This window comes from Kitasatospora sp. NBC_00315 (assembly GCF_041435095.1).
Lineage (GTDB): Bacteria > Actinomycetota > Actinomycetes > Streptomycetales > Streptomycetaceae > Kitasatospora.
This window is the reverse complement of sequence record NZ_CP108025.1, coordinates 4,060,690-4,085,471: the sequence shown is the minus strand read 5'-3', so window position 1 is coordinate 4,085,471 and position 24,782 is coordinate 4,060,690. Positions and strand designations below refer to the sequence as shown.

The following is a 24,782-nucleotide window of genomic DNA, read 5'->3' as shown; positions in this document are numbered from 1 at the left end:
CAGCGACGAGACATGAGGCGAGAAGGTGACCGCGCAGAGCCCCGTCCGCTGGTCGGACCCCGAGCGGCAGGAGCTGGAGGAGCGGGTCGCCGCCACCGAGCTCGCCTGGCTCACCCTGGACGTCGACGTGCAGACCCTCCGGGTCGAGATCGACAACTTCGCCCTGATCCACCACCAGCTCCTCGGCCCGCTGTACGCCCGCCTCGACGAGCTGGACGCGCTGATCGCGGAGGCCGTCGCGGCCCGCAGCGGCCACCCCGAGGACGCCCGCCGCGCCGCCGAGGCCCGCCGCCGGGTGGACGACCTGCCCGACCTGGACGCCCTCTTCAGCGACATCGCCGACGTCACGGCCCAGGTCCGGGAGCAGGCCGAGGACGAGGGTCGCCTTCCGCCCGCGGCGCAGCCGCAGCCGCCGACCCGGGTGCGTCCCGGCAAGGACGCCCAGCGGATCTATCGCGACCTGGCCCGCCGGGCCCACCCCGACCTGTCCACCGACCCGGTCGAGCAGCGGCGCCGCTCCGCCTTCATCGCCCGGGTCAACGAGGCCTACGCGCACGGCGACGCCCTGGCGCTGGAGCAGCTCGCCGAGGAGTGGTCCACCGACCCGGAGGCCGCGCCCGCCGCCGACTCGCCGGACCGGCCGGCCTGGCTGCGCCAGCGGCTGGAGTGGCTCGGTGGGAAGATCGCCGAGGTGGCGGCCGAGCAGGTCAGGCTGGAGAACACCGCGATGGGCGAGCTGCTCGCGCTGGCCCCCCAGGATCCGGACCGGCTGCTGGAGGAGCTCGCCGAGCAGCTGCTCGGCAAGGCGGCCGCCCAGCAGGCCGAACTGGACCGGCTGCTGGCCGGTCACGACCACCCGGCCCACGACCACCCGGCCCACGACCGCCCGGCCCACGACCGCCCGGCGCACGACCGCCCGGCGGCAGGCCGCACCACCGACCACCAGACCCAGGAGACCCAGACGATGTTCGCCCAGATCCCCACCACCGACGCCGTCTCCGTCCCGGCCGACGCCGCGCTGCTCGACGTCCGCGAGCAGGACGAGTGGGACGCCGGCCACGTGGACGGCGCGCTGCACATCCCGATCGGCGAGGTGGTGGCCCGGCTCGGCGAACTGCCCGAGGAGAAGCTGTACGTGCTGTGCCGGGTCGGCGGGCGCTCCGCCCAGGTCGTGCAGTACCTGGTGCAGCAGGGGCGTGAGGCGGTCAACGTGGACGGCGGGATGTACGCCTGGGAGGCAGCCGGCCGGCCGATGGTGGGCAGCGGCGGTGGCCAGGCCTTCGTTCTCTAGCGATCCGTCCGGCCGGGTCTGAGCCGGGCCTGAGCCGGGCCTGAGCCGGGCCGAGCCGGGCTGATCCGACCCGGCTCCGGCTCCGGCCGACCCGGCTCCGGCCCTCCCGGCCCCGGCCCTCCCGGCCCCGGCCCTCCCGGCCCCGGCCGGTGCCCCGGGGCGGACCGGCCGGAGGGCCCGCTGAGGGGCCGGGCCGTCCAGGACGGGTGCCCAGGGGCGGTGGGGCAAGATGGGCGGGCGCGTCGGGGCACCACCGCCGGGACGCGACCGAGCACCCGGGGGGAGCATGGCGCCGACCACCGCCGGACCGCCGGCCGAGTCGGCGGAGCCGGCCGCGGGGCCGCCGGCGCCGTCCCGGCCGCGACCGGCCGACGCCGGCCCAGTGCGGGCCTGGTCGACCCCCGCCCTGGTGGTGCTCGGCCTGACGGCGGCCCTGCTGATCGGCGCCACCGCGCTCTTCCTCGGGGCGATCCTGTTGCACGTCGCGCCCGCCAACTCGCTCTCCCGGGAGTACCGCGCGCAGGTCGACGCCGTCGTCTACCCGGAGTTCGAGCAGAACTGGAAGCTGTTCGCGCCCAACCCGCTGCAGCAGAACATCAGCGTGGACGCCCGGGTGCGCACCGTCGTCCCGGGCGGGGAGACCCGCACCCACGACTGGATCGGGCTCACCGCACAGGACATCGCGGCGATCCGCGGCAACCCGGCGCCCGGCCACGGTGACCAGAACCTGCTGCGCCGCGCCTGGGACTTCTACGACGGCACACACACCGGGCCGGACGGCGCGCTGAGCACCCCGCGCGGCAAGCTCGCGGAGGAGTACCTCAAGCGGATCGCGTTGCAGCGGATCGGGCGCACCGCCGACGGCGAGCGGATCCTGGAGATCCAGTTCCGTGCCACCACCACGGCCGTCGCCCCGCCGCCCTGGAGCGGTGAGAGCGAGCCGGTCGCGACGGCGCCCCGGGAGCTGCCCTGGTGGCCGGTCGACGACGAGGACTACCGGGGGCTGGCGTGAGCGGGACCGCCGGCGTGAGCGGGACCTCGCCGGACCGGCAGCGGGTGGTCGGCATCCCCCGTCAGCCGGGCGGTTCGCCGTTCGCCGACGGGGGGCCGGCCCGGCCAGGCGGGGGGCCGGCCGCCCCGGCCGCCCTCGCCCGGGCGTTCGCGCTGTTCACCGGCCGGGTGCTGGGCCCGTACCAGGCCGCTGCGGTGCGGATCGGTTTCGGCCTGGCCTGGCTGGCCTTCCTGCTCCGCGAGTGGCCCGAGCGCCGGGTGCTGTACGGCGACCTCTCGCCCTGGTCGCCCGAGCTGGCCGGGAGGCTGCTGGCCGACAACGGCGCGTTCACCGTGCTGCCCTGGTTCGGGGGGCGGTTCTGGTTCGAGCTGGTCTACCACCTGGCCGTGCTCGCCGCCGTGCTGGTGGTGCTCGGCTGGCGGACCAGGGCGAGCGGCGTGCTGTTGGCGGTCACCGTGCTGTCGCTGCAGAACCGCAACGTGTTCGTCGGCGACGGCGGGGACAACGTCCTGCACGTGATGGCCGTCTACCTGCTCCTCACCCGGTGCGCGACGGTCTGGTCGCTGGACGCCCGCCGCCGGCGGACCGGCCGGGACGCGGTCGGGGTGCTGCTCTGGGCGGTGCTCGGCGCCGCGTTGACGGCGGCCCAGTTCGGCGGCTTCTCCGGCACCACCCTGGACCGGCTCTCACCGGCACGACCGTACCTGTCGCCCGCCACCGCGCTCTGGGCGCTGTGGGCGGTGGCCGGCCTCTGGTACGCCGTCAACCGGTGGTGGCCCGGCGGCGAGCCGCGCGCCGTCCTGGACGCGGTCGCGACCATGGTGCACAACTGCGCGCTGCTGGTGATCGCCGCCGAGGTGGTGCTGATCTACTCGACGGCCGGCTGGTACAAGGTGCAGGGCTCGCGGTGGCAGGACGGCACGGCCCTCTACTACCCGCTGCACCTGGACTACTTCGCTCCCTGGCCCTGGCTGTCGGGGCTGCTCGGCTCGGCGCTGCTGCCGGTGTTCCTGATCACCTACGGGACGGTGGCGGTCCAGGTGGCGTTCCCGTTCACGCTGCTCGACCGGCGGGTCAAGAACGTGCTCCTGGTGGTGATGATGGCCGAGCACGCGGCCATCGCGGTGGTGCTCGGGCTGCCGGTGTTCTCCCTGGCGATGATCGCGGCGGACGCGGTCTTCCTGCCCACCGCCGCGCTGCTGCGGATCGGGGACCTGGTCGGCCGCACCGGCCGCTGTCCTGCCCGGCCGTCACCGCTGCCCTAAGCTGTCCGTTATGTCCTGGCTGGCGGCCCTTCGCGACACCGCACGGACCGGCCTGACCCTGGACCGGGCCCTGACCAACCCCCGACGGGCGGCGCGCGGTGCGCTGGCCGTCGCGGTGGTGATCTTCCCGACCCTCGCCGTGGGCGGCCCCAGGCTGGCCACCTCCGCCGCGATGGGCGCCTTCATCGCCGGTACCGCGACCTTCCAGCGCAGCTTCCGGCCCCGCCCCACCATCGCGGTGGCGGCCGGTACCGGGCTGGGCGTCAGCACCTTCCTCGGCTATCTGGCGGTCGGCGTTCCCGGGGCCTTTCCCGTCCTGCTGGCGCTCTGGGCCTTCGGCGCCGGGCTGATGTGGGCGATCGGCCGCACCGCGGGTGTCGTCGCCGCCACCACCGTCGCGGTGATGCTGGTCGTCGTGCAGTTGCCGGTCAGCGTGTCCACCGCGCTCGGGCACGGTCTGGTCTGCGCGCTCGGCGGTGCGGCCCAGGCCCTGGTGATCACGCTCTGGCCGGTCGGCAGCTGGACCGCCCAGCGCGAGGCGCTCGCCGACACCTACGCGGAGCTCGCCGACTACGCCCGCCGGCTGCGGCACGACCCGGTCGCGCACCTGGACCCGGCGCCTTTCATCACCGCCCGTCAGGCCGCCGCCCTGACCCCCTGGCAGGAGCGCCACCGGCCGCCCGAGATGCGGGGGCTGCGCAGCATCGCGGAACGCATCCGCCCGGCGCTGGCCGCCATCGCCGACCCCAAGGTCGGCGCTCCCGCGGAGGGCCCCGAGCGCGACCGGGCCCGGGAGGTGCTGGCCGCCGCGGCCGAGGCGATGGACGCGATCACCCGGGCGGTGCGCTCCGGCGAGCCGCTGCGGCTGCCGCGCTCGGCCCCCGCGCTCACCCTGGTCGCACCGGCGCAGGGCGCGCAGCTGCACGGCGCCGCCCGCCGGGCCGCCCGCCGGCTGGCCGGTCTGCTGCGCCGGGCCGCCGACTCGCTGGACGGCAACGACGAGGAGACCGTCAGCAGTCTGGCGGTCGACGCGGGCACCTCGCTGCGCAGGCCGCCGCTGTCCCTGATGCTGCCGGTGGCGGCCCGGGCCGTGCGCCGTCAGCTCCAGCCGCGCTCGGCGATCTTCCAGCACGCGGTGCGGCTCAGCGCAGTGGTCACCGTCTCGTACCTGCTGGCCCGGCTGGTCGGTTTCGAGCACGGGTACTGGGCCCCGCTGACCTCCGCCATGGTGATGCGGCCCGACTTCGCCCAGACCTACAGCCGGGGCGTGGCCCGCCTCGCGGGCACCATGGTCGGTGTGGTCCTCTCCACCCTGGTGGTGCAGGTGCTGGACCCGGGCCAGTGGCTGTCGGCCGCGCTCGCCGTGCTCTGCATCGGCGGGGCGTATCTGACGCTGCGGACCGGGTACGCGCTGATGACGGCCTGTGTCTCCTCCTACGTGGTGTTCCTGCTCGGGCTCCAGCCCGGCAATCCGCTGGAGACGGCGTTCGAGCGGGTCGGGCTGACCGCGCTCGGCGGCGGCGTGGCGCTGCTCGCGTACGCGCTGTTCCCGACCTGGCAGTCGGCCCGGCTCGGCGAGCGGCTGGCGGAGTGGCTGGCCGCCGTGGGCCGTTACAACGCGACGGTGCTGACGGCCTACGGGGAGCCGGGCGCCGACCACGCCCAGGAGGTGCGGGCCGCCCTGCTGGACTCCCGCGAGGCCCGCTCGGAGCTGATGCTGGCGGTGGAGCGGGCCGACGTCGAGCCGGTCAGGAACGTCACCCGCTTGCCGGACGTCTCCCGCAAGCAGATCGACAAGGCCCGCGCGGCGGTCGGCCACCTCGGCCGGATCGGCCTGCTGCTGGAGGCGCACCTGCCCGGCCCGGACGCCGAGCCGGTGCCCGGGGTCGCGGACTTCGCCGAGGAGCTCAAGTACGGCACCGCGCTGGCCGCCGGGGCCCTGCTCACCGGGCGGCTGGTCGACTTCGACGCCGTCCGGGACGCCCAGAGCGCCCTGGAGAAGGGGTTGCGCGCCGCTCCGGAGAGCCACCGGATCGAGGTGGTGCGCTCCGCCACCCGGCTGCTGCTGCAGGCGCTGAAGGACCTGGAGCGGGCGCTGCGGCGCGCCGGCCGCCCGAGTGGTTCGCCCGCCGCCCGACCCGCGCCCGCTCCCAGCGGCGTCGGCCGGCGCCGGGAGTGAGGCCCGCCGACCCGCGACACCGCCCGGGCGGGCGCGGGTGGGAGAGTGGCTGCCATGAACGACGATGCCGGGGCCACCGGGTTGGTACGCAGCTGGCGCGAGTGCGCCGAGGCACCGGGCACGGTGCTGCTCGACGGATTCCACGCGCTGAAGCACGCGCTGCGCTTCGGCGGTGACGTCCGCCAGGTGGTCACCGCCGACCGGGCCGCGCTGCTCGCGCTGGCCGCCGAACTCGCGCCGGACGTGAGCCCCGCCGTCGCCGCCCTGGCGGTGGAGCTGCCGGCCCCGCTGCTGCGCACGCTGGTGGCGAAGGCGCACCCCACCGGGGTGGCGGCGCTGGCGGTGCGGCCCGGGCGGGAGGCCCGGCTGGCCGCGCTGGCGCCGGCGTCGCGCCGGGCCCCGGTGGTGGTGCTGGAGAACCCGCGCAACCTCGGCAACGTCGGCGCGGTGATCCGGCTGGCGGCCGGTTTCGGCGCCGCCGGGGTGGTCACCACGGGGGACCTCGACCCCTGGCACCCGAACGCCGTCCGGGGAAGCGCCGGGCTGCACTTCGCGACGGCGGTGGAGCGGCTGGCCCTCGCGGAGCTGCCGTCCGGGCCGCTCCTCGTCCTGGACCCGGAGGGCGACGACATCCGCTCGGTGACCGTGCCGGACGACGCCCTGCTGGCCTTCGGTTCGGAGCGGCACGGCGTCTCGGACGAGCTGCGCGGGCGGGCGGCGCAGCTGGTCGCGGTGCCGATGCAGCCGGGCGTCTCCAGCTTCAACCTGGCGACCAGCGTGGCGATGGGACTGTTCCACTGGATGGCGGGTCGCCGGCCCTGAGAACCGCGCAGGTCCTCGGGGCCGACGGGCCAGCCGGGCGCCGGGCGCCGGGAGGCGGGTGCCGGGCGGCGTGCGTTCGTCCGGGCGCGCGCCGCCCGGCGTCAGCCGAAGAGCCGGCGCCAGGTGTCCGGGCCGGGGTAGCCGTCCGCCTCGCTGCCGCGCAGGCCCAGCGAGAGCTGGAAGGCCTGCACGTTGAGCCGGTCGCTCTCGGTCCAGACCGGGCCGGGCCCCTGGGTGTAGTAGCGGCCGAAGCCCTTGCGCACCAGCTGCTCGCCGAGCAGCTGCACATGGCTGTTGGACATCCCCGGCGCGAAGCTCGCCGCGCCCGGGAAGGGCGGCACACCGCTCGCGGGCGGCGGGGTGGTGGTGGGCGGCGGGGGCGAGCCGCCGTCGATGTTCCGGCCCGTGCCGTTGACCAGGTGGTCCCAGGTGTCCCGCCCGGGGTAGCCGTCCGCCTCCGCGCCGGTCCAGCCCTGGGCGAGCTGGAACGCCTCGGTGGCCCGGCGGTCCGCCTCGCCCCAGTCCGGGCCGGGGCCCTCGGTGTAGAACCGGCCGGCGCCGCGCCGGACGAGCATCCGGCCGAGCTCGGTGACGTAGGCGTTGGACCGGCCGGGTGCGAACTTGTCGGCGCCGGGGAAGGCCGTGCTCTGGCCGGCGCCGTCGCTGCTGGCGCCGCCGCCCGCGGGCGACAGCGCCCGGTAGCGGTAGGGGAGGTAGGAGGCGGAGTTGCTCCAGTAGGCGTACGGGGTGGTCCGCCGGGTGGTGGCGGGGGAGGTCTGTTCGTACGCCAGGTAGCCGGTGCGCGTGGAGTCGGTCCAGCCGCCGAAGATCGTGACGTGTGAGCCGGCCTGCGGGTTCGCGGCGTTGTTGTAGATGAGTACGTCGCCCGGCTGGAGCTCGTCCTTGGTGATCCGGTCGGCGAGATCCGGCAGGGTCCAGGTGGTCTGGCTGCTGTCCAGGCCCCAGGCCATCGAGACGTAGCCGGAGCAGTCCTGGCGGTAGCCGTCCGTCCAGTAGGTGCTCATGCTGTACGGCACCTTCTGGTCCACCCAGCCCTGGGCGCGGGCGATGATCTGCTCCCGGGTGATGCCCTGCAGCGCGCGCCGGCCGGCGCCGTCGGCCGGCGGGCTCTCGCCGAAGCGGCCGCTGACCTCGCCCTGCGGGGTGCCCGGGGCCGGGGTGCTGCTGGTACCGCCCGGGGCCGGGGTGGCGGCCGCGCCGAGCGCTCCGCCTCCTATCGCGGTGCCCACCGCGGCGACCAGCACGGCGGCGCGGCGGCGGCGGCTGTGCGAGGAGGCGTGTCCGCCGTCCCGGACGGACGCGGCGTGCAGCCGGGCCCGGCGGCGGGCGGTGCAGCCCGCGCATATGCAGTCGGTGTCGGGTTCGACCTCGTCGAAGTCCAGCAGGTCGGTCATCTCCGCCTCTTTCCCGGGGTACGTCCTCGGTGGTCACCTCTGACGGCACGGCAGGAGTGACCTTCCCCGGTCGATTCCGTGTGTTATCGGGACCAAAGTCCCAAATCGGGCGGGTGTTCGGCGCGGCGGACTGGGCCGGGTGGGTGAGCGCGGCGCCCCGGCGAACGGGTGGTGACTGACGGTGTGCCGCCGTGGTGCGGTGTCCGCCGCTCCCGGGAAGGGTGGTGCCGGTACGAAGTGACACCGCCGGGCCGGGGCCCGCGTGCCGCTACTCCCACTCCCAGCGGATACCGACCTGGCCGGGCTGCTGGTCCGGGGAGAGCACCTGGGCGCTGGCCGAGGCGCCGATCCAGAGCTGTTCGCGCCGCCGGTCCACCTCCTCGCCGGGAGCCCGGTCGTAGCGCTCGCAGTGGGCCGGCACCGCGGCCGGGTCGAAGTGCACCTGGAGCACGTACTCGCGCACCGGGACGGCGAAGCGCCGCCCGTAGACGGTGGTCGGGCCGCCGGGCGGGATCTCCACCTCGTACTCGAAGACGGTGCTGTCGCCCAGGCCGAGCGGGCGGTCGAGCATCAGCTCGGCCACGATCAGGCCGATCTCGGGGCGGCGCCGGATCCGGCCGAGCCGGCCGTGCCGGACGGAGGTGATCTCCGGGCAGCCCGTCGCCTCGTCGTCCGCCTTGTGCACGACCAGGCAGCGGGCGACGCCGCTGACGGTGGCCCGCACGACCTGGCGCATCCTCAGCAGGTAGCCGCGCCGGTGGGCGTCCACGTAGTAGGCGTCGTGGATGCTGAGCCGCTCCAGTTCGCCGATCGGCGGCGCGTCCAGCTCGCTGAAGACGTCGGAGATCTGCTGCTCACCGGGCCAGACGTCCTCCAGTCGGAGGTTTCCGGCGGCGGGGGCGGCGGCCCAGCGGCCGCGCGGGCGCGGCGGGCCGAGCAGCGCGGACAGGCCGGTGTGAGGGAGGCCGAGCAGCTCCTCCAGCAGGTGGACGGCGTGCAGGGAGGCGGCCCGCTCGGGCTGGCTGCGGCCGCGTCGCCAGTAGCTGAGGGTGGTGACGCTGACCCGGACGCCGCGGGCGGCCAGGGCGGCCCGGATCCGGTCGAGGCTCAGGCCGCTCGCCTCGACGGCGGCGTTCAGGGCCTCGGCGAAGCTGCCGGCCGCGTTGGTCCTGGCCACGGGCTCCCGGCCGGTGGCGCAGGCCGGCGGGGCGGCCGGCGGGGCCGCGGCCGGACCGGGGGTGCGCGGGCGGGCCGCCGTCGACCGGGGGGCGTCGGCGGGCCGGTCCGCGGGAGTGAGGGCGGGTGAGGAGGAGGGCGGGGAGGCGGTCGGCTGACGGTCCGTCGGTCCGGGACCGGCCGGCTGCGGCGCACCCGGCTCCTGGTCGATGGACCGTTGTCCGACCAGGCGGAGCCTGGCGGCGTTCTGCGGGTGCTGTGAGCCCATCCGGATACCTTCCCCACCAAGCGAGTTCGGCGGGACCGGCCCGCCGCCGGTATGCGCTGGGAGCTGCGTCACCGAGCTGGGGGAACCCTACGCACGGACGAGAGGCTACGTCATCAGTTGCGCGTATGACAGTGGTCACGACAAAAGAGGTCAAAGGTTATAGATCTTGAAACACTGCGGAAACACCACCGCCGGGGCGGGCCTCGAAGGCCAGCCCCGGCGGTGACGCCGCGTGAGGGACGCGCAGGTGGGAAGGGTCAGGAGGTGGCGACCGAGGCGTCGTCGACGACGAAGCTGGTCTGCAGCGAGGCGTCCTCCGTGCCGGTGAACTTGAGGGTCACCGTCTGGCCGGCGTAGGCCGAGAGGTCGAAGGACTTCTGCACGTAGCCGGTGGCCGCGTTGGCGTTGGAGTAGGTGGCCAGGGTGGTGGAGCCCGCCTGGACGGTCAGCTTGTCGTAGGCGGTCGAACCGGTCTCGGCGGTGTCGATGTGGACCCAGAAGGAGAAGGTCGCCTTGCAGCCGGCCGGGATGGTGACGGTCTGCGACACCGAGTCGGTGTGAGCGGAGCCGTAACCGTTCATCCAGGCCTTCCAGGAGCCGCCGTGCGCGGCCTCGCCGGAGCTGTTGTCCACGACGCCGGAGGAGGCCGTCCAGGGGGCGGCGGTGCCGGTCTCGAAGCCCGCGTTGCCGAGCAGCTGCGCCGGGGTGCAGGTGCTGGTGCCGCCGACCGTCCAGGTGAAGGAGGCCGAGCCGGTCGCGTTGGTGGTGTCCTTCGCCGTCACGGTGACGTTGAAGGTGCCGGCCGTCGTGGCGGTGCCGGTGATCAGGCCGGTCGAGCTGATCGACAGGCCGGTGGGCAGGCCGGTGGCGCTGAAGGTCAGGGTCTGGCCGGTGGCGCTGTCCGAGCCGCTGATCTGCAGGCTGACGGCGGTGCCGGTGGCGGTGTTGCGGGTGCCCGGGTTGGAGACCGTCACGGTGTTGCCGGTCGAGGTCCCGCCGAGCAGCGCGGTGCTCAGGCCGTCGGCTATCGGGGTGCCCCAGCCGGTGACCTGGTCGTAGCCGGCCTTGGTGGAGAAGTCCTGGTTCTTGCCGGTGGTGGTGTCGTGGAAGGAGGTGGCGTAGCCGGTGCTGTTGGCGACCGTGTACAGCTTGGGGCTCGCCTCGCCGAGGACGGGCTTGGCGGCCGCCTTGGCCTTCTGGTTGAACAGCGCGGCGTAACCGGACCACAGCGGCGCGGCGGCGCTGGTGCCGCCGTAGACCTGCCAGCCGCCGGCGGTGTAGATCGCGAAGCCGCTGGCCGGGTCGGCGTTGGACGACACGTCCGGGACGGTGCGCATGGTGCCGGTGACGCCGGTGCCGGTCTGCCAGCTGGGCTTGGCGAAGACGGTGGAGACACCGCCGCCGGCCGTGCTCCAGGCGCTCTCGGAGGAGTAACTGGTGCCGGACACCTTGAGGTTGGTGCCGCCGACGCCGGTCTGGTGCGGGCTGGACGCCGGGAAGTCGACGGCCTTGACGGCCGAGCCGCTGGTGGAGCGGGTGCAGTCGCGGGAGCCGTCGTCGCCCGAGGCGGAGAAGATCGAGATGCCCTGCGCGGCGGCCTGCTTGAAGGAGTTGTCGACCGCCGTCATCGAGGAGGCGGTGGTGTCCGGCTCGCAGGAGCCCCAGGAGATCGAGATGACCGAGACCCGGTTGTCCGCGACGATCTTGGCGGCCATGTCGATCTCGCCCTGGTCGCTGTTCGGGGCCTCGTAGACCAGCTGCGTGGCCTTGGGGGCGACGCCGCGCACGATCTCGCTGTCCAGCTCGACCTCGCCCTGGCCCCCGCCGGGCGCCGAGTCGTAGCTCGCGCCGTCCACCGAGACGGTGCTGACCGCCGGGCCGGACAGGCCGTACTGGGTGTCGTAGGTGCTGAGGTTCGCCGACTTGTAGCCGTCGAACTCCCAGAGCGCGACGGTCGAACCGGTGCCGTCCGCGCCGATCCCGTTGAGCTTGTAGGCGCCGTCGTACTGGCTGGGCCCGAAGCCGCTGGGGGTCGCGTGCGGGGCCGCGTTCTGCGGCTTGGCGAGGCGGGTGGTGCGCACCGTGAAGTCGTTCAGGCCGGAGACGCCCTGGACCACCTCGGCGAGGTCGGCCGGCACCGAGGCGGCCGCGTCGTTCGCGAAGAACGTCCGCTGCTGCTGCGGGTCGAGGTAGGAGCTCTCGTGGGTGCCGAAGGCCTTGGCGATCTGCTCGGCGGTGCCCTGCGCGTTCACCACCTGGCGGTTGTCGCTGACGCTTCCGACGGTCAGGCCCTGCGCCTTGAGGTAGCTCTTCACCTGCTCGACGGCGGCCTGGGTCGGACCGTACAGCGCGGTGAACCGCTCCGGCGTCAGGTACTTGCCGTACTCGGCCGTTCCGGGGGTGGCGACGGCCGCCAGGAAGCTGTCCAGCTCGGCGGTGTCGCGCAGCTTGAGGCTGACGGCGACCGACAACTGCTGGGCCGCCGGGACGTCGCCCTTCTTCTGGGAGCGGGCGACCGCCGGGGTGACGGTGTCCGGAAGCGCGACTCGGGAGGCGGCGGCGTTAGGGGTGGGCGCGGCCTGGGCGGCGGTGACTCCGAGCGAGACCGCGGTCAGCGGCAGGACGGCGAGGGCTGCGGCAAGGGCGAGCGGGCGGGGGCGCACGGGCTCCTCCTCTGGCCGGCATGTGGGGGCCGGCAGGGACTACGCGTTCCGGGGTCGAAAACGCTTGCTAGAACATCCCAGAACCCGTGCGCTCATTGGCTTATGGCCAAGCAATTCATTACTAAAGAACAGTCAAGTGTGGACGGCTAATTCAGAAACAGAATGGGTGCCGGTCCATACAGTGAATGACCTTCGCGGCGTCATTCCGGCAGTTGGCGGGGGATGTCGGGAAGATCGAAAATTGGTCTGGCCCAATCGTCCGGCGGATGGCCGGAAGTGGCCGTCGGGATTCGCGGAGATATGCGTCGAAGGGCCGTGAAATTATCCGCTCGGGAATGGCACCGGAGATCCTCGACGGTGCCGGGCGACGATATCCGGCGGTACTCGGCCCGGGCCGTGCACGTACCGGCCGCATCCGGCCCGGCTCGTGCACCTACCGGCCGCATCCGGCCCGGCTGCCCGCGGCCGCGGCGGCGACCGCGGGTGAAGGGGTGATCCCCGCGCCCGCGGTCCGTCCCGCCCTGGGGCCCCGCGCCCGGGTGCCGGGCCGCGGGGCCGCTCCCCCAAGGCCGGGGTCAGTCCTCGGAGGGCGAACCCAGCCAGTGCGCCAGGGCCGCGCGCAGCTCGCCCCGGCTGGGGTCGACGGCGGCCCAGGCGGCGTGGCCGTCCGGGCGGACCAGCAGGACGGTGTCGCGCAGCTTGCCGTGCGGGTCGGCCGGCGCGGCGGTCAGCACCCGGTCCGCCCAGGGCTCGGCGGCGGACAGTTCGTCATTGCTGACGAGGACGAACTTCCCCTCCCGCAGGGCCTCGTAGAGTCGGCCGGGGCTGCTCGGCCGGCCCGCCGCCGCTCCGGCGGAGCCGGCCGGCTCGGAGGGCTCCTCCGGCCGCCGTTCGCCGGTCGGGTACAGGCCGGTGAGCCGCAGGTCCGGGATGCGGCGGCCGACCAGTGGGTGGGCGTCCTTGGGCGCCGGGTACCGGATGCCGATGCCGGAGACCGTCCGGGCGCCCTGGGCGGTGACCGGGCCGAGGTTGTCGGCGAAGGCGGTCAGCGCGGAGCGCAGCGCCCGGGTCGGCGCGGAGCGCGCCAGCGCGAGCCTGACGAGGGCGCCGGAGCCGCGCAGCACGGCCCGGCCGACCGGGTGCCGTTCGCCCTGGTAGCTGTCCAGCAGGGCGTCGGGGGCCCAGCCCCGGACGGCCGCGGCGAGCTTCCAGGAGAGGTTGGCGGCGTCCTGGAGGCCCGTGTTCATACCCTGGCCGCCGGCCGGGGAGTGGCAGTGCGCCGCGTCGCCGGCCAGGAAGACCCGGCCGGAGCGGTAGTTCGGGGCCTGCCGTTCGTCGCTGTGGAAGCGGGAGGTCCAGCGGGCGTCGTGCAGGCCGTAGTCCTCGCCGAGCGCGCGGCGGGCGATGTCCGCGATCTCGGCGAGGGTGACCGGCGCGGTGTCGGGCAGCTGCCGGGCGCGGTCCCAGGCGATCACCCGGTACCAGCCGTCGCCGAACGGCGCGAGGAAGGCGAAGCCCTCCTCGGTCGCGCCGACGGTGAGCACCTCCGCGGGAGTGCGTTCCAGCCGGACGTCCGCCAGCAGCAGGGAGTTGACCACGGACTCGCCGGGGAACGGAATGCCGAGCAGGTCGCGGACGGTGCTGTGGACGCCGTCGGTGCCGACCGCGTAGCGGGCCCGGTGGACGACGGTGGCACCGGCCGTGGGGGTGTCCCCGCCCGGGGAGTGGGTGAGCGTCTCGATCCGGACCTCCTCGGCGTCCTGCCGCAGCCCGGTCACCTCGACACCGCGCAGGATCGTCGCACCGGCCTTCAACGCCCGCTCCTGAAGCAGTCGTTCGGTGTTGGACTGCGGGGTGATGAGGACGAACGGGAAGCGGGTCGGCAGGTCGCCGAGCTCGATCCGCAGGCGGCCGAAGAGGCGCAGCGAGGAGAGCGGGGCGCCGGTGGCGATCAGGTCGTCGGCCAGGCCCCGGGCGTCGAGCTGCTCAAGGGTCCGGGCGTGCACGGCGAACGCCCGGGTCAGATTGGACTCGCTGCCGCGCTTCTCCAGCACCGTCACCCGGACCCCGGCCGTGGCCAGGTCGCCGGCCAGCAGGAGGCCGGTGGGTCCGGCGCCGACGATCAGGACATCGGAGCTGAGCTGCTTCTCGGTCATATGTCATCTCCCGATGATCGGACGAGGGTGGGAGCGACTTCTCAGCACGCTCTCAGGCTCCCATCATCGCGGGCCCATCGAGACCTGTGAATCTCCCACTCATGACTCAGTCCGCAGCTTCCGAGACCGTCCGCGCGCCCGGCCCGCTCTCCGCCGACGTCCCGCCCGGTGGGGGCCGGGGCGCCGGGGGCGCCGTCGGGCCCTCGCGGGTCAGGACCAGGCTGGTCGAGGTGGTCGTCCCGGTCTACAACGAGGAGCACGTGCTGGAGCAGTGCGTGCGCCGCCTGCACGCCTACCTCGACGAGACCTTCCCCTACGACTACCGGATCACCGTGGCCGACAACGCCAGCATCGACGGCACCTGGGCCGTCGCCACGGCGCTGGCGGCGGAGATCGACCAGGTCCGGGCGGTGCACCTGGACCTGAAGGGCCGCGGCCGGGCGCTGCGGCAGGTCTGGGGTGACAGCGACGCGGACGTGGTGGCGTACATGGACGTCGACCTCTCCACCGGTCTGGAGGCGTTCCTGCCGCTGGTCGCGCCGCTGCTGTCGGGGCACAGCGACCTGGCGATCGGCAGCCGGCTGCACCGCGGCTCGGCCGTGGTACGCGGCCCCAAGCGCGAGTTCATCTCCCGGACCTACAACGTGCTGCTGCGGGCGACCATGGCGGCGAAGTTCTCGGACGCGCAGTGCGGCTTCAAGGCGGCCCGCACCGACGTGGTGCAGCGGATGCTGGCCGAGGTGGAGGACAACGCCTGGTTCTTCGACACCGAGTTGCTGCTGCTGGCCGAGCGCTCGGGCCTGCGGATCCACGAGGTGCCGGTGGACTGGGTGGACGACCCGGACAGCCGGGTGGACATCGTCCGTACGGTGCTGGACGACCTGAAGGGCATGGCGAGGGTGGCCCGCCGCTCGCTCTGGGGCGCGACCCGGCTGCCCGTCCCGCCGAGGGTCGGCCAGGCGCGCCTGGCGCCGGGCCTGGGCTGGCAGCTGGCGAGCTTCGCGGTGGTCGGCACGCTCTCCACGCTGGCCTACGTGCTGCTCTACCTGATGATGCGCCAGGCGATGCCGGCGCTGCTCGCCAACGCGCTGGCGCTCGGCCTGACGGCGGTGGCCAACACCGCGCTCAACCGGCGGTTCACCTTCGGCGTGACGGGCAGCAGGGACGCGCTCAAGCACCAGGTGGAGGGCGGGATCGCGTTCCTGATCGGCCTGGGCCTGAGCAGCGGCGCGATCGCCCTGCTGGGGCTCCTCCAGCCGGACGCCCGGCACGGTGCGGAGCTGGTCACGCTGGTGGCGGCGAACGCGTTGGCGACGCTGGTGCGCTTCGTGCTGCTGCGGGTGTGGGTCTTCAGCCCCGGGCGGGGCGCCCGGGGCTGAGGACCGTCGGGCTCAGCGGTGGCGGCGCACCTCGACCGTACGGAAGCGGTTCGCGACGAAGGCCGCGTCGCAGTACGCCGAGTTCGCGGCCGGGTTGGCGCCGGTGCCGTGCAGGTCGGAGAAGGCGGCGGTCTGGTTGGCGTAGACCCCGCCGGTGAGGTTGAGCGACAGCGAGACGCCGGCGTCCAGCGCGGCCTCGACCAGGGCGGCCTCGACCTCCTCCGAGACGGTGTAGGCGGCCGCCGTCATGGCGCCCTGCTCCCGGACGGTGCGGCGCAGCAGCTCCACGGCGGCCCCGGTGTTCTCGACGGCGACGGCGAAGGACACCGGGCCGAAGCACTCCGCCAGGAAGGCCGCCCGGTCGTCCGGCTTGTCGGCGTCCGCCTTGACCAGGGCGGGCGTGCGGACGGTCGCGCCCGGGAACTCGGGGGACGTCACCACCCGCGGCGCGAGGGCGAGTTCGCCGAACTCACCGCCGGCGGCCTGCACGGTGCGCTGGAGCACCCCGGGGTTCACCACGGCGCCGAGCACGGCGGCGGCCCGGGCGTCGTCGCCGAGCAGTCCCTCGATGGCGGCCGCGAGGTCGGCGACCACCTCGTCGTACGACTTCTCGCCCTGGTCGGTCGGGACGCCGGTGCGCGGGATCAATAGGTTCTGCGGGGTGGTGCACATCTGGCCGCTGTAGAGCGAGAGGGAGAAGGCCAGGTTGGCCAGCATGCCCCGGTAGTCGTCGGTGGAGTCGATGACGACGGTGTTGACGCCGGCCTTCTCGGTGTAGACCTGGGCCTGCCGGGCGTTGTCCTCCAGCCAGTCGCCGAAGGCGGTGGAGCCGGTGTAGTCGATCAGCTTCACCTCCGGGCGCACCGCCAGCTGCTGGGCGACGGTCGAGCCCTCGTGCTCGGCGGCCAGACAGACCAGGTCGGGCTCGAAACCGGCGTCGGCCAGCACCTCCCGGGCGATCCGCACGGTCAGCGCCAGCGGCAGGACGGCGCGCGGATGCGGCTTCACCAGCACCGGGTTGCCGGTGGCCAGCGAGGCGAACAGCCCGGGGTAGCCGTTCCAGGTGGGGAAGGTGTTGCAGCCGATCAGCAGAGCGACGCCGCGCGGGACGACGGCGAACTCCTTGGTCATCTCCAGCGGCTCCCGCTTGCCCTGCGGCTTGGTCCAGTTCGCCCGCAACGGGAGCCTGGTCTGCTCGGCGTAGGCGTACGCGACGGCCTCCAGTCCGCGGTCCTGGGCGTGCGGGCCGCCCGCCTGGAAGGCCATGCCGTACGCCTGGCCGGTGGTGTGCATCACCGCGTGCGCGAACTCGTGGGAGCGGGCGTTGATCCGGGCCAGGATCTCCAGGCAGACCGCGGCCCGTGCGGCCGGACCGGCCGCCGCCCAGCCGGGCCGGGCCGACTGCAGCGCAGCGATCAGGGCGTCCGGCTCGGCGTGCGGGTAGCCGATGCCGAGCTCGATGCCGTACGGGGAGCTCTCGCCGCCCACCAGGTCGCCGTCGCCGGGGTGCCCGTCGAGCGCGAACGGGGCGCCCCGCAGGGCCTCGAACGCGGCGCCGCCGTCGGCGGCGCCGCTCTCGCCGTACGCCTTGGGGAACTCGGGGTACGGCGACCAGTAGTCGCGGCTCGTGATCGCGGCCAGGGCGCGGTCGAGGGTGTCCTGGTGGCGTTCGATCAGTACGGAGACCGAGTGGTCGGGGGTCGCAGCAGCCATGGTGCGCTCCTCACAGGGGCGGGCGGGACACAGCTCAGGGTAACCGAACGATCGGTCGGGGCAAGACCCCGTGCCGGGCCCGCCGTGGCGCGGCGGGCGCGGCCGGGCACGGGTGTGCTCCCCCGGAGGACACCCGCCGGGGAGCACAGTGGTGGGGCAGGGGTTACGGCACGCCCAGTTCGAAGAGGATGTAGCCGGCGAACCAGCCGGAGGCGATCGCCGCGGAGCCGAGCACGGTGGCCAGCACCGGCCAGCTCAGCTTGCGCAGTGCGATGGCGAGCGGGACGAACAGCGGGAAGACCGGGAGCAGGTAGCGGGACACGTTGCCGAAGATCTGCGCGCTGCCGAGCACGGTGACGAGCGTGACCAGGGTGTACACGATCAGCACCACCGGCGGCCGCAGTCGCAGCATCAGCACGATCAGGATCGGCAGTGCCAGCACGATCAGTACGGCCAGCATGTCCGGGACGGGGTAGGCGAAGGGGTAGTCGTAGCGCCCCAGCATCACCCCGCGCATCGCGTGCCAGGTGGTCAGGCCGTAGTCGAAGTAGTGCAGCCAGGCCTCGCGCTGGAGCTTGAAGTAGCCCCCGTAGTCGCCCATCCGCCATCCCACCCAGCCGACGTAGCCGAGCAGGCCCAGCGGGGCGAGCAGCATCGCGGCCACCGGGCGCAGCACGCCGCTCTCCCGGCGGTGGAGGTCGATGAGCGCGGCCAGGCCCACGGCGGCGATCAGCGCCGCCGCGGTGGGCCGGTTGAGCCCGGCGACCAGGGTGACCACACCGGCCGCGATCCACCGCCGGGTCATCACGAAGTAGCAGGACCAGGCGGCCAGCGCGACGAAGGTCGAGTCCGAGTAGATCGCCCACTCGGCGCCGGAGCCCGGGATGACGGCCCACAGGCCGGCCGCGATGACGCCAGCCCGGGTGCCGGCCAGCCGCTCGGCGACCGCGAAGATTCCCGCGGCGGCGAACAGCGAGGCGATCACCGACACCAGCATCCCGCCGCCGTACAGCCCGAGGCCGGTGACGTCGGACACCAGCCGCATCAGGCCCGGGTAGAGCGGGAAGAACGCGGACGAGTTCTGCTCGATCATGAAGCCGCTGGTGGCGCCGGGCACCGGGATCAGCTGCGGGTGGTAGCCGAACTGGGCGACCTGCTGGTACCACCAGCCGTCCCAGGAGGCCAGCACGTCCCAGGGCTGGGCGCCGCCGCCGAAGCGGGGGTCCTTCTTGAGGTACTCGCCGGAGAACTGGAGCATCCGCATGAAGACGGTGAAGCCGACCAGTTTCAGGACCGTGTAGCACCAGACGGCGGGACCGTAGCGGAGGGCCAGCCGGCGGGCGCGCTCGCGCCGGCCGTCCGCCGCGTCCGGTGTCCCACCACTGCGCTGCTCGGGCACGTCGGCGGTGACTGCCGGTGTCGCGCTCACTGGACCCCACCCTGCTGCCGAGGACGATAGTGCGCCGATTCTAGGGCACCGGTCCAGACCGGTTCAGGCAGGTTCCGGCACCGGCGGGCCGACGCCTCAGCCCGGCACGGCCTCCTTGAACACCCACAGCCGCAGCAGGACGAAGCGCAGCAGGGTGGCCGCCACGTTGGCCGCCACCAGTGCGCCGATCTCCACCAGGGAGGACGCGTGCGGATCGGTGAGGTGGACCAGGGCCAGCGCGCCGCTGCTCAGCGCCAGCCCCGCCAGGAAGACCACCAGCCCCTGCAACTGGTGCCGGGCCGCCCCCCGGCTGCCCCGGACCTGGAAGGTGAAGCGGCGGTTCGCGGCGGTGTTGCCGACGGCGGTGACCAGCAGGGCGATCAGGTTGGCGGTCTGCGGGCCGGTGACGGGCTGCAGCGCGGCGTAGAGCCCCAGGTAGGCGACGGTGCACACGGCGCCGACGACCGCGAAGACCGGCAGCTGGCGGCGGGCCCGGCGCGTTCCGGACGAGGGCGCGGCCGGCTCCGGAGCGGCGGCGGTGTGCACGGAGTCGGAGGGCATCGGCTGCGGGATTCCCGGGTTCGAGGGGGCGGATCTGCTGATCGGCCCGCACCGTTTCGAGGTGTCCTCGGACCGCGAACCGCCCGAGCGGAATCGCCGCAGTCTACGGTACGGGCGTGGACGCCCCACCGGGGTCCGGTTGCGCCGATCGGACGATCGCGCACCCCCGCCGGTCCGGGCCGGCGGGGGTGGGTGCCTTCCGGCCGCGCGGCGCCCAACTCCCCCCGGCCTGACCGGGCGCACGGCCGCCGGGGATACTCGGAGGATGGCCGATCACATCACCCGCACCGCCTACACCGTGGAGTCGCTGCTCGCGGTGACCGTCGACGTGTTCAACGAGCGGGGTTACGACGGCACCTCGATGGAGGACCTCTCCCGGGCCGCCGGGATCTCCAAGTCGTCCATCTACCACCACGTGCGCGGCAAGGAGGAACTGCTGCGCCTCGCCGTCGGGCGGGCCCTGGACGGCCTCTTCGGCATCCTGGCCGAGCCCGCCGCGACCGGGGGCCCGGCCGTCCTGCGGCTGGAGCACGTGGTGCGGCGCACGGCCGAGGTCCTGCTGACGGAGCTCCCGTACGTCACCCTGCTGCTCAGGGTGCGCGGCAACACCGCCACCGAGCAGTGGGCCCTGGAGCGCCGCCGGGACTTCGACCACCAGGTCGCCGAACTCCTCCGGGCCGCCGTGGCCGACGGCGCCCTGCGCTCGGACGTCGAGCCGCGACTCGCCACCCGGCTGCTCTTCGGCATGATCAACTCGATCGTGGAGTGGTACCGGCCGGACGGCAAGTCCGCCGACAGCGTCGCGGACGCCGTGGTCCGGCTCGCCTTCGACGGCCTGCGCACCCCCCTCACCTGACCCGGACCCCCGGGCCCCCGGCCCCCGGCCCCCCACACAGCGTGCCCCGAGCCGAAGGGGCGCGCCGGTGCCGAAAGGGAGAGAGCGAGGAAGCGACGAAGGAGCGCGGGAGCGACGACCGTCGGCACCGGACGAGAGCGCCCCGGAGGCGAGCGGGCGCCCCAATCAAGGCGTCGGCACCGGACGAGAGCGCCCCGGAGGCGAGCGGGCGCCCCAATCAAAGAGGCGGCACCGGACGAGAGCGGCCCGGAGGCGAGCGGGCGCACCAATCAAAGAGGCGGCACCTGGTCCGTCTCCTCGAACACGATCAGCGTCTGGGTCGCCAGCACCTGCGGAATCGACTGGATCCGCCCGAGCACCAGCTCCCGCAGCGCCCGGTTGTCCGCGGTGTGCACCAGCAGGAGCACGTCGAACTCACCGCCGACCAGTGCCATGTGCGCGACGCCCGGGAGGTCCACGAGCTGTTCGCGTACGGCTCGCCAGGAGTTCTGGACGATCTTCAGGGTGATGTACGCGGACGCGCCCTGGCCGGCCCGCTCGTGGTCCACCCGGGCGGTGAAGCCGCGGATGACGCCCGTCTCCGTCATTCTGGAGATCCGCGCGTAGGCGTTCGCCCGGGAGACGTGCACCCGCTCCGCGACCGAGCGCACCGAGGCGCGGCCGTCCTGCTGGAGCAGTCGCAGGATGGCCCGGTCCACCCGGTCCAGCTCGGGGCCCGGCTCCCTGCCTCTGGACGTCTGTTCAGCGGACATGGCCCCCCACCCCTCGACTATGGACGCACGGCTTCCAGTCGACCGCCGTCGCGGCCGATTGTCCACCACCTCGGCGCAACTGTGGTCAGAATGAACAGACAACCGAACAATCGGTAGGGAGGAGGGCGTCGCCGACCCGGTCGCAGCTCCTCGTGCACGGCACCACCCGCTGCCACCGCAGCCTCCTCCCCCACCCCTTGGAGGTGCCCGAGATGACCGTTCTCGATCACAGACACCACACGTCCGTGCCGGGCTGGCTGCCCGGGGCCACCGCCCCGCGCACCGACCCCGCGCCGCTGCTCCCGGACGCCTCCCCCGTACGGGTGCTCGGCACCCCGGCGCTGGAGAAGTACGATCCGGCGGTGCTGCGCGAGCTGTACCGGCGCCTGGTCGTCGGGCGCCGCTACAACCAGCAGGCGACCGTCCTGACCAAGCAGGGCCGGTTGGCGGTCTATCCGGCCTCCACCGGCCAGGAGGCCTGTCAGGTCGCCGCCGCGATGGCGCTGGGCGCGGGGGACTGGCTCTTCCCCAGCTACCGCGACACCCTCGCCGTGGTCTCCCGGGGCGTCGACCCGCTGGAGGCGCTCACCCTGCTGCGCGGCAACGCGCACACCGGCTACGACCCGCGAGCCGTGCGCACCGCGCCGCTCTGCACCCCGCTGGCCACCCAGGCCCCGCACGCGGTCGGGCTGGCCCACGCCGCCCGGCTCGCCGGCGATCCGGTGGTCGCGCTGGCGCTGCTCGGCGACGGGGGGACCAGTGAGGGCGACTTCCACGAGGCGCTGAACTTCGCCGCGGTGCTGCAGGCCCCGGTGGTCTTCCTGGTGCAGAACAACGGCTACGCGATCTCGGTGCCGCTCACCCGGCAGTCCGCCGCGCCCAGCCTGGCCCACAAGGCCGTCGGCTACGGCATGCCCGGCAGGCTGGTGGACGGCAACGACGCGCCCGCCGTGCACGCGGTGCTCACCGAGGCCGTGGAGCGGGCCCGGGCCGGCGGTGGCCCGACCCTGGTGGAGGCACTCACCTACCGTCTGGAGGCGCACACCAACGCCGACGACGCCACCCGCTACCGGGAGGACGAGGAGGTCACCGCCTGGCGGGAGCACGATCCCGTCCTGCTGATGGAGCGTCACCTGCGCGCTGCCGGTCTGCTCGACGACGAACTGGTGCGGCAGGCGGCCGAGGAGGCCGAGGCGCTGGCCGCCAGGATGCGGGCCGAGTTCCACACCGACGCCGAGCTCGACCCGATGTCGCTGTTCGCGCACGTCTACGCCGAACCGACGCCGCAGCTGCGCGAGCAGGCCGCCCAGCTGGCCGCCGAACTGGCCGCCGAGCGGGCCGCCGAGGCCGGGGTGCGGCAGTGATGAGCGCCGTCGCACCCGCCAGGGCCGGTTCCACCATGGCCCAGGCCCTGAACGCCGCACTGCGCGACGCCATGCGCGAGGACCGCTCCGTCCACGTGCTCGGCGAGGACGTCGGCCCGCTCGGCGGCGTCTTCCGGATCACCGACGGCCTGACCGCCGAGTTCGGCCCCGACCGCTGCCTGGACACCCCGCTGGCGGAGGCGGGCATCCTGGGCACCGCCGTCGGGATGGCGATGTACGGGCTGCGCCCGGTCGTGGAGATGCAGTTCGACGCCTTCGCGTACCCGGCGATGGAGCAGCTCGTCTCGCACGTCGCCAAGATGCGCAACCGCACGGTCGGCCGGCTGCCCCTGCCGATCACCGTCCGGATCCCGTACGGCGGCGGGATCGGCGGGGTCGAGCACCACAGCGACTCCTCCGAGGCTTACTACACCCACACCCCCGGGCTGCACGTGGTCGCGCCCGCCACCGTCGCCGACGCGTACGGACTGCTGAGGGCCTCGATCGCCTCGGACGACCCGGTGATCTTCCTGGAGCCCAAGCGGCTCTACTGGGGCAGGGCCGAGTTCGACCCGGTCGCCCCGGTCGAGCCGATCGGGCGGGCCGTGCTGCGGCGCACCGGCACCTCCGCCGTCCTGATCACCTACGGCCCCTCGCTGCCGGTCTGCCTGGAGGCGGCCGAGGCGGCCGCCGCCGAGGGCTGGGACCTGGCGGTGCTGGACCTGCGTTCCCTGGTGCCGTTCGACGACGAGACGGTCTGCCGGGTGGTGCGCTCGCTCGGCCGGGCCGTCGTCGTGCACGAGGCGAGCGGCTTCGGCGGCACCGGCGCGGAGATCGCCGCCCGGGTCACCGAGCGCTGCTTCCACCACCTGGCCGCCCCGGTGCTGCGGGTCACCGGTCTGGACATCCCCTACCCGCCGCCGATGCTGGAGCACCACCATCTGCCCGGGGTCGACCGGATCCTGGACGCGGTCGCCCGGCTCCAGTGGGAGGACCGAGGATGATGCCCGTCGTACGCGAGTTCACCCTGCCCGACCTCGGTGAGGGGCTCACCGGGGCCGAGGTGGTGCGATGGATGGTCGAGGTCGGCGACGTGATCGCGGTCGATCAGCCGGTGGTCGAGGTGGAGACCGCCAAGGCCGTCGTCGAGGTGCCCTGCCCGTACGGCGGGGTGGTCACCGCGCGGTACGGCGAGCCGGGTCAGGAGGTGCCGGTCGGCGCCGCGCTGGTCACCGTCGCGGTGTCCCCGCCGGCGTCCGGCGGAGCCCTCGGGGCCGGGGGCGCCGTCGCGGCCGAGGGCTCGGGCAACGTCCTGGTCGGGTACGGGACGTCGGAGACCGGCAGGGGTGCCCGGCGCGGCCGGGTCCGCCCCGCCGGCGTGCCGCCCGTCGCCCTCACCGCCCCTGCTCCTGCCCCGGTCTCGGCCCCCGCTCCCGCTCCCGTCGAGCCTGCCCCGCCGGCCGCTCCGGCCTGCGCACCGGCGGTGGTCGCGGTGATCTCGCCGCTGGTGCGGCGCTCCGCCCGGGAGCACGGGATCGACCTGGCCGCCCTGCGCGGCAGCGGGCCGGACGGGCTGATCCTGCGCGCCGACGTGGACCGGGCGGTCGCGGCCGCAGCCGCGGCGCCCGCCGGCCCGCAGGAGGACGTGGTGCCGCTGCGCGGCCTGCGCCGGACGATCGCCGACAAGCTGACCCTCAGTCACCGGGAGATCCCCGCCGCCACCTGCTGGGTGGACGCGGACGCGACCGAACTGCTCGCCCTGCGTGATCAGTTGAACCGCACCGACGGGCCGAGGATCGGTCTGCTGGCGCTGCTCGCCCGGATCTGCACGGCGGCGCTGGCCGCCCATCCGGAGCTGAACGCGAGCGTGGTGGCCGACGACCGCGGCGCGCCGACCGGGCTGCGACGGCACGGCGCCGTGCACCTGGGCTTCGCGGCGCAGAGCGAGCGGGGTCTGGTCGTCCCGGTGGTACGGGACGCGCACCTGCTGAGCACCGGCGGCCTCGGCGCGGAGCTGGCCAGGCTGACCGGGGCGGCCCGCGCCGGGACGCTCACCCCCGCCGAGCTGACCGGCGGCACGTTCACCCTCAACAACTACGGCGTCTTCGGCGTGGACGGCTCCACCCCGCTGCTCAACCACCCCGAGGCGGCCATGCTCGGCGTCGGCCGGATCATCGCCAAACCGTGGGTCCACGAGGGCGCGCTGGCGGTGCGGCAGGTGACCCAGTTGTCGTTCACCTTCGACCACCGGGTCTGCGACGGCGGTACGGCGGGCGGGTTCCTGCGGTTCGTCGCGGACTGCGTCGAGCAGCCGGGCATGCTGCTGCGCCGGCTCTGAGCCGCAGACCGTCGCCTTGCGTGGTGGACCGGCCACGCAAGGCGACGGGCATGGATCGGGGGAGCGTAGCGCGCGCGGGGGCCGGATGTCCGGTCTTCGCGTGATTCGTCGGATCAGCTGTTCGCCCGTGCCACGCTACCGAA

The 24,782-nt window shown here is 74.2% G+C and carries 18 protein-coding genes; 10 read left to right on the top strand and 8 right to left on the bottom strand.

The window, feature by feature from the left end:
* The first annotated feature begins 25 nt into the window (after positions 1-25).
* The 5 genes from OG823_RS16620 to OG823_RS16600 all read left to right on the top strand — a co-directional run bounded on the left by OG823_RS16620 (position 26) and on the right by OG823_RS16600 (position 6,569).
* Positions 26-1,291 carry a rhodanese-like domain-containing protein gene (locus OG823_RS16620; protein WP_371480347.1) on the top strand — a complete coding sequence of 422 codons (1,266 nt, stop codon included), beginning with the start codon at positions 26-28 and terminating at the stop codon, positions 1,289-1,291.
* Positions 1,292-1,673: 382 nt separating this feature from the next.
* The gene (locus OG823_RS16615) at positions 1,674-2,303 is read left to right on the top strand and encodes a DUF5819 family protein (protein WP_371480346.1); all 630 of its coding nucleotides are present in this window, start codon (positions 1,674-1,676) and stop codon (positions 2,301-2,303) included.
* Positions 2,304-2,317: 14 nt separating this feature from the next.
* Positions 2,318-3,568 carry an HTTM domain-containing protein gene (locus tag OG823_RS16610; RefSeq protein WP_371480345.1) on the top strand — a complete coding sequence of 417 codons (1,251 nt, stop codon included), beginning with the start codon at positions 2,318-2,320 and terminating at the stop codon, positions 3,566-3,568.
* Between the two features lie 10 nt (positions 3,569-3,578).
* A complete protein-coding gene (locus tag OG823_RS16605) occupies positions 3,579-5,747 on the top strand; it encodes an FUSC family protein (RefSeq protein WP_371480344.1) in 2,169 nt (722 codons plus the stop codon).
* 54 nt (positions 5,748-5,801) lie between these two features.
* Positions 5,802-6,569 carry a TrmH family RNA methyltransferase gene (locus OG823_RS16600; protein ID WP_371480343.1) on the top strand — a complete coding sequence of 256 codons (768 nt, stop codon included), beginning with the start codon at positions 5,802-5,804 and terminating at the stop codon, positions 6,567-6,569.
* A gap of 101 nt (positions 6,570-6,670) precedes the next feature.
* On the opposite strand, the gene OG823_RS16595 is transcribed toward OG823_RS16600, so the two are convergent.
* The 4 genes from OG823_RS16595 to OG823_RS16580 form a co-directional block, all read right to left on the bottom strand.
* Positions 6,671-7,984: a peptidoglycan-binding protein gene (locus tag OG823_RS16595; RefSeq protein ID WP_371480342.1), complete on the bottom strand. Its 1,314-nt coding sequence runs from the start codon at positions 7,982-7,984 to the stop codon at positions 6,671-6,673.
* A gap of 268 nt (positions 7,985-8,252) precedes the next feature.
* Positions 8,253-9,428, bottom strand: a complete 1,176-nt coding sequence (locus tag OG823_RS16590) for a hypothetical protein (protein ID WP_371480341.1) — start codon at positions 9,426-9,428, stop codon at positions 8,253-8,255.
* A 257-nt stretch (positions 9,429-9,685) separates the two neighbouring features.
* Positions 9,686-12,091, bottom strand: coding sequence for a protease pro-enzyme activation domain-containing protein (locus tag OG823_RS16585; protein ID WP_371480340.1), 2,406 nt, complete (start codon positions 12,089-12,091; stop codon positions 9,686-9,688).
* 575 nt (positions 12,092-12,666) lie between these two features.
* Positions 12,667-14,247 carry an FAD-dependent monooxygenase gene (locus OG823_RS16580; protein WP_371480339.1) on the bottom strand — a complete coding sequence of 527 codons (1,581 nt, stop codon included), beginning with the start codon at positions 14,245-14,247 and terminating at the stop codon, positions 12,667-12,669.
* A gap of 101 nt (positions 14,248-14,348) precedes the next feature.
* On the opposite strand from OG823_RS16580, the gene OG823_RS16575 reads away from it, so the two are divergent.
* Positions 14,349-15,626 carry a glycosyltransferase gene (locus OG823_RS16575; protein WP_371480338.1) on the top strand — a complete coding sequence of 426 codons (1,278 nt, stop codon included), beginning with the start codon at positions 14,349-14,351 and terminating at the stop codon, positions 15,624-15,626.
* Positions 15,627-15,638: 12 nt separating this feature from the next.
* Here the strand turns inward: OG823_RS16575 and paaN are convergent, their stop codons facing one another.
* The 3 genes from paaN to OG823_RS16560 all read right to left on the bottom strand — a co-directional run bounded on the left by paaN (position 15,639) and on the right by OG823_RS16560 (position 19,329).
* Positions 15,639-17,339, bottom strand: a complete 1,701-nt coding sequence (paaN, locus tag OG823_RS16570) for a phenylacetic acid degradation protein PaaN (RefSeq protein WP_371480337.1) — start codon at positions 17,337-17,339, stop codon at positions 15,639-15,641.
* A gap of 163 nt (positions 17,340-17,502) precedes the next feature.
* Positions 17,503-18,768, bottom strand: coding sequence for a glycosyltransferase family 39 protein (locus OG823_RS16565; RefSeq protein ID WP_371480336.1), 1,266 nt, complete (start codon positions 18,766-18,768; stop codon positions 17,503-17,505).
* Positions 18,769-18,864: 96 nt separating this feature from the next.
* Entirely contained in the window at positions 18,865-19,329 is a 465-nt protein-coding gene (locus tag OG823_RS16560) for a GtrA family protein (protein WP_371480335.1), read from the bottom strand.
* 265 nt (positions 19,330-19,594) lie between these two features.
* Here OG823_RS16560 and OG823_RS16555 point away from each other — a divergent pair, with 265 nt between their 5' ends.
* Positions 19,595-20,185: a TetR/AcrR family transcriptional regulator gene (locus OG823_RS16555; protein ID WP_371480334.1), complete on the top strand. Its 591-nt coding sequence runs from the start codon at positions 19,595-19,597 to the stop codon at positions 20,183-20,185.
* Positions 20,186-20,454: 269 nt separating this feature from the next.
* Here the strand turns inward: OG823_RS16555 and OG823_RS16550 are convergent, their stop codons facing one another.
* Entirely contained in the window at positions 20,455-20,937 is a 483-nt protein-coding gene (locus OG823_RS16550) for an Lrp/AsnC family transcriptional regulator (RefSeq protein WP_371480333.1), read from the bottom strand.
* A 212-nt stretch (positions 20,938-21,149) separates the two neighbouring features.
* On the opposite strand from OG823_RS16550, the gene pdhA reads away from it, so the two are divergent.
* From pdhA to OG823_RS16535, 3 genes are read left to right on the top strand one after another with little or no spacing between them, the layout of a single operon-like run.
* On the top strand, positions 21,150-22,301 hold the full coding sequence (pdhA, locus tag OG823_RS16545) for a pyruvate dehydrogenase (acetyl-transferring) E1 component subunit alpha (protein WP_371480332.1): 1,152 nt from the start codon (positions 21,150-21,152) through the stop codon (positions 22,299-22,301).
* Positions 22,301-23,305 carry an alpha-ketoacid dehydrogenase subunit beta gene (locus OG823_RS16540; protein ID WP_371480331.1) on the top strand — a complete coding sequence of 335 codons (1,005 nt, stop codon included), beginning with the start codon at positions 22,301-22,303 and terminating at the stop codon, positions 23,303-23,305. Before pdhA ends, OG823_RS16540 begins: the two co-directional genes overlap by 1 nt.
* A complete protein-coding gene (locus OG823_RS16535) occupies positions 23,305-24,639 on the top strand; it encodes a dihydrolipoamide acetyltransferase family protein (RefSeq protein ID WP_371484508.1) in 1,335 nt (444 codons plus the stop codon). The genes OG823_RS16540 and OG823_RS16535 overlap by 1 nt, the downstream gene beginning before the upstream one ends.
* The last annotated feature ends 143 nt before the right edge of the window (positions 24,640-24,782 follow it).

Excerpts from the sequence above, each read along its gene's own strand:
- OG823_RS16605 (WP_371480344.1), top strand. The coding sequence starts at position 3,579 with ATGTCCTGGCTGGCGGCCCTTCGCGACACCGCACGGACCGGCCTGACC.
- OG823_RS16600 (WP_371480343.1), top strand. The coding sequence starts at position 5,802 with ATGAACGACGATGCCGGGGCCACCGGGTTGGTACGCAGCTGGCGCGAG.
- OG823_RS16595 (WP_371480342.1), bottom strand. The coding sequence starts at position 7,984 with ATGACCGACCTGCTGGACTTCGACGAGGTCGAACCCGACACCGACTGC.
- OG823_RS16590 (WP_371480341.1), bottom strand. The coding sequence starts at position 9,428 with ATGGGCTCACAGCACCCGCAGAACGCCGCCAGGCTCCGCCTGGTCGGA.
- OG823_RS16580 (WP_371480339.1), bottom strand. The coding sequence starts at position 14,247 with ATGACCGAGAAGCAGCTCAGCTCCGATGTCCTGATCGTCGGCGCCGGA.
- OG823_RS16575 (WP_371480338.1), top strand. The coding sequence starts at position 14,349 with ATGACTCAGTCCGCAGCTTCCGAGACCGTCCGCGCGCCCGGCCCGCTC.
- paaN (WP_371480337.1), bottom strand. The coding sequence starts at position 17,339 with ATGGCTGCTGCGACCCCCGACCACTCGGTCTCCGTACTGATCGAACGC.
- OG823_RS16560 (WP_371480335.1), bottom strand. The coding sequence starts at position 19,329 with ATGCCCTCCGACTCCGTGCACACCGCCGCCGCTCCGGAGCCGGCCGCG.
- OG823_RS16555 (WP_371480334.1), top strand. The coding sequence starts at position 19,595 with ATGGCCGATCACATCACCCGCACCGCCTACACCGTGGAGTCGCTGCTC.
- OG823_RS16550 (WP_371480333.1), bottom strand. The coding sequence starts at position 20,937 with ATGTCCGCTGAACAGACGTCCAGAGGCAGGGAGCCGGGCCCCGAGCTG.
- pdhA (WP_371480332.1), top strand. The coding sequence starts at position 21,150 with ATGACCGTTCTCGATCACAGACACCACACGTCCGTGCCGGGCTGGCTG.
- OG823_RS16540 (WP_371480331.1), top strand. The coding sequence starts at position 22,301 with ATGAGCGCCGTCGCACCCGCCAGGGCCGGTTCCACCATGGCCCAGGCC.
- OG823_RS16535 (WP_371484508.1), top strand. The coding sequence starts at position 23,305 with ATGCCCGTCGTACGCGAGTTCACCCTGCCCGACCTCGGTGAGGGGCTC.